This is a genomic window from Psychrobacter sp. 16-MNA-CIBAN-0192 (genome assembly GCF_040309565.1).
In the GTDB taxonomy this organism is placed as follows: domain Bacteria; phylum Pseudomonadota; class Gammaproteobacteria; order Pseudomonadales; family Moraxellaceae; genus Psychrobacter.
This window is the reverse complement of the sequence record NZ_JBEOOX010000521.1, coordinates 1-251: the sequence shown is the minus strand read 5'-3', so window position 1 is coordinate 251 and position 251 is coordinate 1. Positions and strand designations below refer to the sequence as shown.

1 protein-coding gene is annotated in these 251 nt (G+C 49.4%); it reads left to right on the top strand.

Annotated elements, in window-relative coordinates; genetic code table 11:
* Positions 1-251 (top strand): type VI secretion system contractile sheath domain-containing protein (locus AAEY78_RS14220; protein WP_352340071.1); only part of this gene is annotated, 251 nt, incomplete at both ends.

The following is a 251-nucleotide window of genomic DNA, read 5'->3' as shown; positions in this document are numbered from 1 at the left end:
CGCCAAAACTCTGATATGTATCTGCTTGAGCAGTTGTCTCATGTTGCTGCTGCTTCCCATGCACCGTTTGTGTCGGCGGCTTCTGCTGAGATGTTCGGACTCGATTCCTTTACTGATATTGGCCGCCCACGCGATTTATCAAAGATATTCGAAACGGCTGAATACATACGCTGGCGCGCCTTTAGACAGTCAGAGGATGCTCGCTATGTGGCGCTGACAGTACCTAGTTTTTTAGGTCGTCTGCCTTATGA